The 5,911-nt window shown below is 64.1% G+C and carries 8 protein-coding genes and 2 pseudogenes; 3 read left to right on the plus strand and 7 right to left on the minus strand.

The genetic code is table 11. The features are described from left to right. The 5 genes and pseudogenes from CVM52_RS27815 to def (CVM52_RS22860) form a co-directional block, all read right to left on the minus strand. Positions 1-157: pseudogene (locus tag CVM52_RS27815) on the minus strand (methionyl-tRNA formyltransferase); the annotation flags it as partial. 10 nt (positions 158-167) lie between these two features. Next, entirely contained in the window at positions 168-638 is a 471-nt protein-coding gene (locus tag CVM52_RS22845; protein ID WP_100164662.1) for a MaoC family dehydratase, read from the minus strand. Between the two features lie 17 nt (positions 639-655). Further along, complete coding sequence (def, locus tag CVM52_RS22850; RefSeq protein ID WP_100164663.1) at positions 656-1,150, minus strand: peptide deformylase; 495 nt, start codon at positions 1,148-1,150, stop codon at positions 656-658. Then, complete coding sequence (gene def, locus CVM52_RS22855) at positions 1,147-1,647, minus strand: peptide deformylase (protein WP_100164664.1); 501 nt, start codon at positions 1,645-1,647, stop codon at positions 1,147-1,149. Before def (CVM52_RS22855) ends, def (CVM52_RS22850) begins: the two co-directional genes overlap by 4 nt. Further along, positions 1,648-2,166 carry a peptide deformylase gene (gene def / locus CVM52_RS22860; RefSeq protein WP_100164665.1) on the minus strand — a complete coding sequence of 173 codons (519 nt, stop codon included), beginning with the start codon at positions 2,164-2,166 and terminating at the stop codon, positions 1,648-1,650. A 93-nt stretch (positions 2,167-2,259) separates the two neighbouring features. Here def (CVM52_RS22860) and CVM52_RS22865 point away from each other — a divergent pair, with 93 nt between their 5' ends. Further along, positions 2,260-3,453: a MalY/PatB family protein gene (locus tag CVM52_RS22865; protein WP_100164666.1), complete on the plus strand. Its 1,194-nt coding sequence runs from the start codon at positions 2,260-2,262 to the stop codon at positions 3,451-3,453. A gap of 169 nt (positions 3,454-3,622) precedes the next feature. Here the strand turns inward: CVM52_RS22865 and CVM52_RS22870 are convergent, their stop codons facing one another. Then, the gene (locus CVM52_RS22870; RefSeq protein ID WP_100164667.1) at positions 3,623-3,970 is read right to left on the minus strand and encodes a hypothetical protein; all 348 of its coding nucleotides are present in this window, start codon (positions 3,968-3,970) and stop codon (positions 3,623-3,625) included. A 199-nt stretch (positions 3,971-4,169) separates the two neighbouring features. Between CVM52_RS22870 and CVM52_RS22875 the strand changes: the two genes are divergently transcribed. Continuing rightward, complete coding sequence (locus CVM52_RS22875) at positions 4,170-5,159, plus strand: glutathione S-transferase family protein (RefSeq protein WP_100164668.1); 990 nt, start codon at positions 4,170-4,172, stop codon at positions 5,157-5,159. Here the strand turns inward: CVM52_RS22875 and CVM52_RS22880 are convergent. Further along, the gene (locus CVM52_RS22880) at positions 5,141-5,503 is read right to left on the minus strand and encodes a response regulator transcription factor (RefSeq protein ID WP_100164669.1); all 363 of its coding nucleotides are present in this window, start codon (positions 5,501-5,503) and stop codon (positions 5,141-5,143) included. The genes CVM52_RS22875 and CVM52_RS22880 overlap by 19 nt on opposite strands. 201 nt (positions 5,504-5,704) lie before the next feature. Between CVM52_RS22880 and CVM52_RS22885 the strand changes: the two are divergent. Next, positions 5,705-5,911: pseudogene (locus CVM52_RS22885) on the plus strand (hypothetical protein); the annotation flags it as partial.

Raw genomic sequence — 5,911 nt, forward strand, 5'->3', positions numbered from 1 at the left:
CGGCGCGGGCCTGCACCGGCGACGGGCGGTCCTTCTTGCCGCGTCCGGCGGGGCGCGGCGGCTGGCAATACACGCAGGCGACCTCGTGCCCGGCCTCGACCAGCGCGTCCAGCACCGGCACCGAGAACTCGGGCGTGCCCATGAAAACAACCCGCATCGCCGCCGCCTCAGCCGGCCTGGCGCGGGAAGATGCCGTTGGAGAGGAACTCCATCACCGTCACCCCGTCCTGGTTGCGCACCGCGACCTGGCTGACCACGATGCCGATCTCCGGGCGGCTTTTCGAGGCGCGCAGTTCGACCACCTCGGTCCGCACCGAGAGCACATCGCCGGGATAGACCGGCTTGCGCCAGCGCAGCGCGTCGATTCCGGGCGAACCCAGCGAGCGGCCGCGCGGCTTCATGTCCTCGACCAGCATCGCCATGGTCATGGCGCAGGTATGCCAGCCGCTGGCACAGAGCCCGCCGAACAGCGATTCCTTGGCCGCCTCGCGGTCGAGATGGAAAAATTGCGGGTCGTATTTGCCGGCGAATTCGATGATCTCCGCCTCGGTCACCTGATAGGCGCCGAATTCGCGCACCTGCCCGACCTCGTGCTGTTCGAAGCGGATGAAATCGGAAACGGCGGTATCGGTGGTCATGGCTGGGTCCTGCCCGGTCAGTTGAACTTGCGCGCGCGGCGCAACAGCATGTCGCGTTTGACCTTGGACAGGCGGTCGAAATACATCCGCCCGTTCAGATGGTCGATCTGGTGCTGCACGCTGGTGGCTGCCAGCCCGACGAAATCGCGTTCCGTCAGGGCGCCGTCGGCATCGAGATAGCGCACCGTCACCGCGCGCGGGCGGGTGATCTTGGCCGAGACGCCGGGCAGGTTGGGGCTGGCCTCTTCATGCTGACGCGGCTCGACCGAGGCGTGCAGGATCTCGGGATTGGCCAGCCGGATCGCCTTGCCGCGTTCCGTCGAGGCATCGACCACCGCCAGGCGCAGCATCACGCCGATCTGCGGTGCGGCCAGGCCGACGCCGGGCATCGCCTCCATGGTGTCGATCATGTCCTGCCAGATCGTGCGGATCTCGTCGGTGATCACCTCGACCGGGGCGGCCGGGCTGCGCAGGCGTTTGTCGGGCCAGGGCAGGCAGGGCCGCACGGTCATGTTGCGGCACCGCGATAGGCGGTCTCAAACCCGGCGCGCTGGTCGGGCGCGACATGGTCCAGCGTCACCACCCCATTGAGGTGGTCGAATTCATGCTGGATGCAGCGCGCCTCGAAACCGTCAAAATCGTTCATGTGAATCTCGCCGGTTTCCGAGGTCCATTGCAGCGTGACCGCCACGGGGCGTTCCACCGGAACCATGAGTCCGGGGATCGACAGGCAGCCCTCCTCCATCACCTCATAGCGTTTCTCGGCCGCCATGATTACCGGGTTGATCATCGCGAAGGGGCTGTTTTCGCCCTCTTTCCAGGTGCAATCCATCACGAACAGCCGCAGCATCGCCCCCACCTGCGGCGCGGCCAGGCCGCGGCCCGGTGCGGCATACATGGTGTCGAACATATCGCCGATCAGAGTTTGCACCGCCGCAACCGACTCGACCGGGTCGCAGCGCTGCGACAGGCGCGGGTCGGGCCAGGTGACGATGGGAAGAACCGCCACTCAGGCGCGCGCCTTTTCGCGCTTGAGCTTCTGCATCTTGCGGGTGATCATCTGCCGCTTCATCGGGCCGAGATAGTCGATGAACAGCTTGCCGTTCAGATGGTCGATCTCGTGCTGCACGCAGGTGGCCCAAAGCCCGTCAAAGCCTTCGCTGTGCAGCTTGCCGTTTTCGTCCAGCCAGCTGACCTCGACCTGTTTCGGGCGGGTCACCTCGGCATAATGTTCCGGGATCGACAGGCAGCCTTCCTCGTAGCTGCCGGTTTCTTCCGAGGCGGCGGTGACCTCGGGGTTGAACATCACCATTGGGCGCGGCGTGGCGCCGTCATCCTTTTCGCAATCCAGCACGATCAGCCGTTGCAGCACCCCGACCTGCGGCGCCGCCAGGCCGATGCCCGGCGCGTCATACATGGTTTCCAGCATGTCGCTTGCCAGCGCCCGCAATTCATCGGTGATATCCGGGACGGGCGGGCACAGCTTTCTGAGCCGCGGATCGGGATGGATGACAATGTTTCGCTTCATGGATCCGATTTAAGCAATCCGTCCAGCAACCGCAACGTTCCCCTTGCCCCTGCTGGCGATCCGGCTAGCTTGCCCGCAACCGAAGGATCTGGAATGACACTGACAGCGAACCTCCCCGATTTTGACGAACTGATCGACCGGCGCGGCACCCATTCCGCCAAGTGGGACAAGATGGAGGCGCTGTACGGCGTCTCGCCCGCCGATGGCCTCCCGATGTGGGTGGCGGATATGGATTTCCGCCCGCCCGCCTGCGTCACCAAGGCGGTGCAGGATATGCTGGATGTCGGCATCTACGGGTATTTCGGCGATGACCGCGCCTATCTGGAGGCGATCACCTGGTGGCACCGCACCCGCAACAATTGGGAGGTGGACCCGTCCTGGATCTTTACCACCCACGGGCTGGTCAATGGCACCGCGCTGTGCATCGAGGCCTTCACCGCGCCGGGCGATGGCGTGGTACTGTTCACCCCGGTCTATCACGCGTTTTTCCGGGTGATCGAGGCCTCGGGGCGCGAGGTTGTGCAATGCCCGCTGGTCAATCGCGACGGGCGGTATGAAATGGATTTCGACGCCTATGACGCGATGATGACCGGCAGCGAGAAAATGCTGGTGTTGTGTTCGCCGCATAATCCCGGCGGCCGGGTCTGGACGCAGGAAGAGCTGACGGCGCTGGCCGCCTTTGCCAAGCGCCACGACCTGATCCTGGTTTCGGACGAGATCCATGGCGACCTGGTGTTTCCCGGTCAGACCCATATCCCGATGGCCTGTGCCGCACCCGAGATCGGCGACCGGCTGGTGATGATGACGGCGACCACCAAGACCTTCAACATCGCCGGGGCGCATCTGGGCAATGTGATCATCCCCGATCCGGCGCTGCGCGACCGCTTTGGCAAGGTGATGGCCGGGCTGGGGATTTCGCCCAACGCCTTCGGCCTGCACATGGCGACGGCCGCCTATTCGCCCGAGGGCGCGGCCTGGGTCGATGCGCTGATGGCCTATCTGGACGGCAATCGCGCGCTGTTCGACGCGGCGATCGACGCGATCCCGGGGCTGCGCTCGATGCGGCTGGAGGGTACCTACCTGGCCTGGGTGGATTTTTCCGGCACCGGCATGGAAGAGGCCGAGATCAAGCGGCGCATCCTGGAAGAGGCGCAGATCGCGGTGAATTACGGCCAGACCTTCGGCGAGGGCGGCCGCGACTTCATGCGATTCAACCTGGCGACGCCGCGGGCGCGGGTCGAGGAGGCCTGCGCGCGGATGCAGCGCGCCTTTGGCGATCTGCAGTAGCGGGGCAAAATCTATCAATAGATTTTGGCAAATTCCATCGATGGAATTTGCCCGCGCGCGGCTGACGAATCGCGCGCGACGGCAAATCAACGGCTTAGGGCGTGAATGTTTCGCACACGAAACATTCACGTTTTTCTATTATTTATCAGACCGTTACCAGGGCGAACGCTCAGCGTGGCAACAGCGCAATCGGGCTTTGCGGATCGCGGTAGAAATCCAGTGGCGCATGGTCGCTGGCCTGGGTCGAGCGTTTGAATTCATAGCGCATCTCGCCATTGTCGAATTCCGAGGCCACGATCAGGCATTGATAGAGATGCCGCGCCCCATCATAGAGGTCGACCAGACCGCGCAGCGGCTGGGCGGCGTCGGCTTCGACCGCGAAGCCGTCATGCCATAAATACAGCACCGGAAAGACCTCGCCATCGGCATGAACCCGCAGGCGGCTGGCCTTGCGCAGACTTGCGATGCGGGCGGCGGCAAGGCCGTCCTGCACCTCTTTGGAGACAAAGGTCGTCATGGCAGTTCTCCCAGGCAGTAATTCGACGATGGCGTAAGTCCGGGCAAAATCAAGACAAGACTTGGTGACAGCCTGTTTCCAGCCGGGCGCGCCGGTTCGGTTGTGCAGGGATGCGGAGGGCCTGCGCGGCGGCTGGGGATGGGACCTGGCCGCCGGCGTGCTAGGTTTTCAAGGTGAACCAGCGAAGGAGACTGACACCATGGGCCTTTTGATCGACGGCGTCTGGCACGACCAATGGTATGACACCAAAGCCTCGGGCGGGAAATTTGTGCGCGCCGATGCGGAGTTTCGCAACTGGGTCACCGCGGATGGCAGCGCCGGCCCCTCGGGAAGCGGCGGCTTTGCCGCCGAATCGGGGCGTTATCACCTCTATGTCAGCTATGCCTGCCCCTGGGCGCATCGCACGCTGATCTTCCGGGCGCTGAAGGGGCTGGCGCCGCATATTTCCGTCAGCGTGGTTCATCCCGACATGCTGGACAAAGGCTGGAGCTTTGCCACCGGATTTGAAGGCGCCACCGGCGACGCGCTGTTCGGGCTGGATTACCTGCACCAGGTCTATCAGAAGGCCAGCCCGCAGATGACCGGGCGGGCAACGGTGCCGATCCTGTGGGACAAGCAACAAAACACCATCGTCTCGAATGAAAGTTCGGAAATCATCCGCATGTTCAATGCGGCCTTCGACGGGCTGACCGGCAATGACGAGGATTACTGGCCCCAGGCGCTGCGCGCCGAGATCGAGCCGGTGAATGACCGGATCTACCGGACGGTCAATAACGGCGTGTACCGCGCCGGCTTTGCCACCACGCAGGAGGCCTATGACGAGGCGGTGGCCGAACTGTTCGACTCGCTGGACTGGCTGGAGGCGCGGCTGGCCCAGCGCCGCTATCTGATGGGGGCGCGGGTGACCGAGGCGGATTGGCGGCTGTTTCCGACGCTGATCCGCTTTGACCCGGTTTATCATCTGCATTTCAAATGCAACCGGCGGCGGATTGTCGATTATCCCAACCTCTGGGCCTATACCCGCGAGCTGTACCAGTGGCCGGGCATTGCCGGCACCGTCAACCTGGACCATATCGTGCGGCATTATCACTATAGCCACGAGACGATTAACCCGCACCGGATCATCCCGATCAACCCGGTGCTGGATTACGACGCGCCGCATGGGCGCGATCAGCGCAGCGCGGCGTAATGTTCGATCATCGCCGCCAGGTCTTCGGGCGGCGTTTCGCTTTGGATATAGGCGCAGGCGTTCGGGCTGTGGGCAAAGATCGAGCCATCCGAGAAGAAGCTGGTATTGGTGACGAAGATCACCCGCGCCTCGGGGCGGCGGTAGCTGGCAAAATCGGCAACGGCCAGCGCGCTGCCGTCGCCGAGCACCAGATCCAGCACCATGATCTGAAAATCATGGTCGCGCAGCGCCTCGATGGCGCCCTCCTGCCCTTGCGCCAGGATCACGGTGACGCCCTGACGCTCCAGGTGGCGTCGCCATAGCGCCCCAAGCTCTGGCTTGCTTTCGACAATGAGCACGTTCATAGGTGTCACGCGGCCCCCGTAAGCGGTTGCTTTGCTCATAGTGTGCCTTGGCCGTGCATCCTCCCGCCACCGTGATGCGCTTAATCGGTTAATAAATCCTTAACGTCGAAGTCGCGGCGCCGTGCACCGGCCGTGCGCCTTGCGATTTCGTGACAAATCCGGTTGAAACGCCGGCAAGGCGCAACTGACACGGGCGGAGCCATGGCCGACAGCATCCGGGAACGCGACCATGGCGGCGGGCTGGACGCGGCGGTGGCCCGCTGGGGCGGCGCGCGCGGCGACTGGATCGACCTGTCGACCGGGATCAACCCCCGGCCCTACAAGATCAGCGGCTTTGCCCCCGAGGACTGGACCGCCCTGCCCGACCGCGGCGCGATTTCCCCCGTATCGGTCAGCCGCACCCTGACA

This window comes from Pseudooceanicola lipolyticus (assembly GCF_002786325.1).
Classification (GTDB): domain Bacteria; phylum Pseudomonadota; class Alphaproteobacteria; order Rhodobacterales; family Rhodobacteraceae; genus Pseudooceanicola_C; species Pseudooceanicola_C lipolyticus.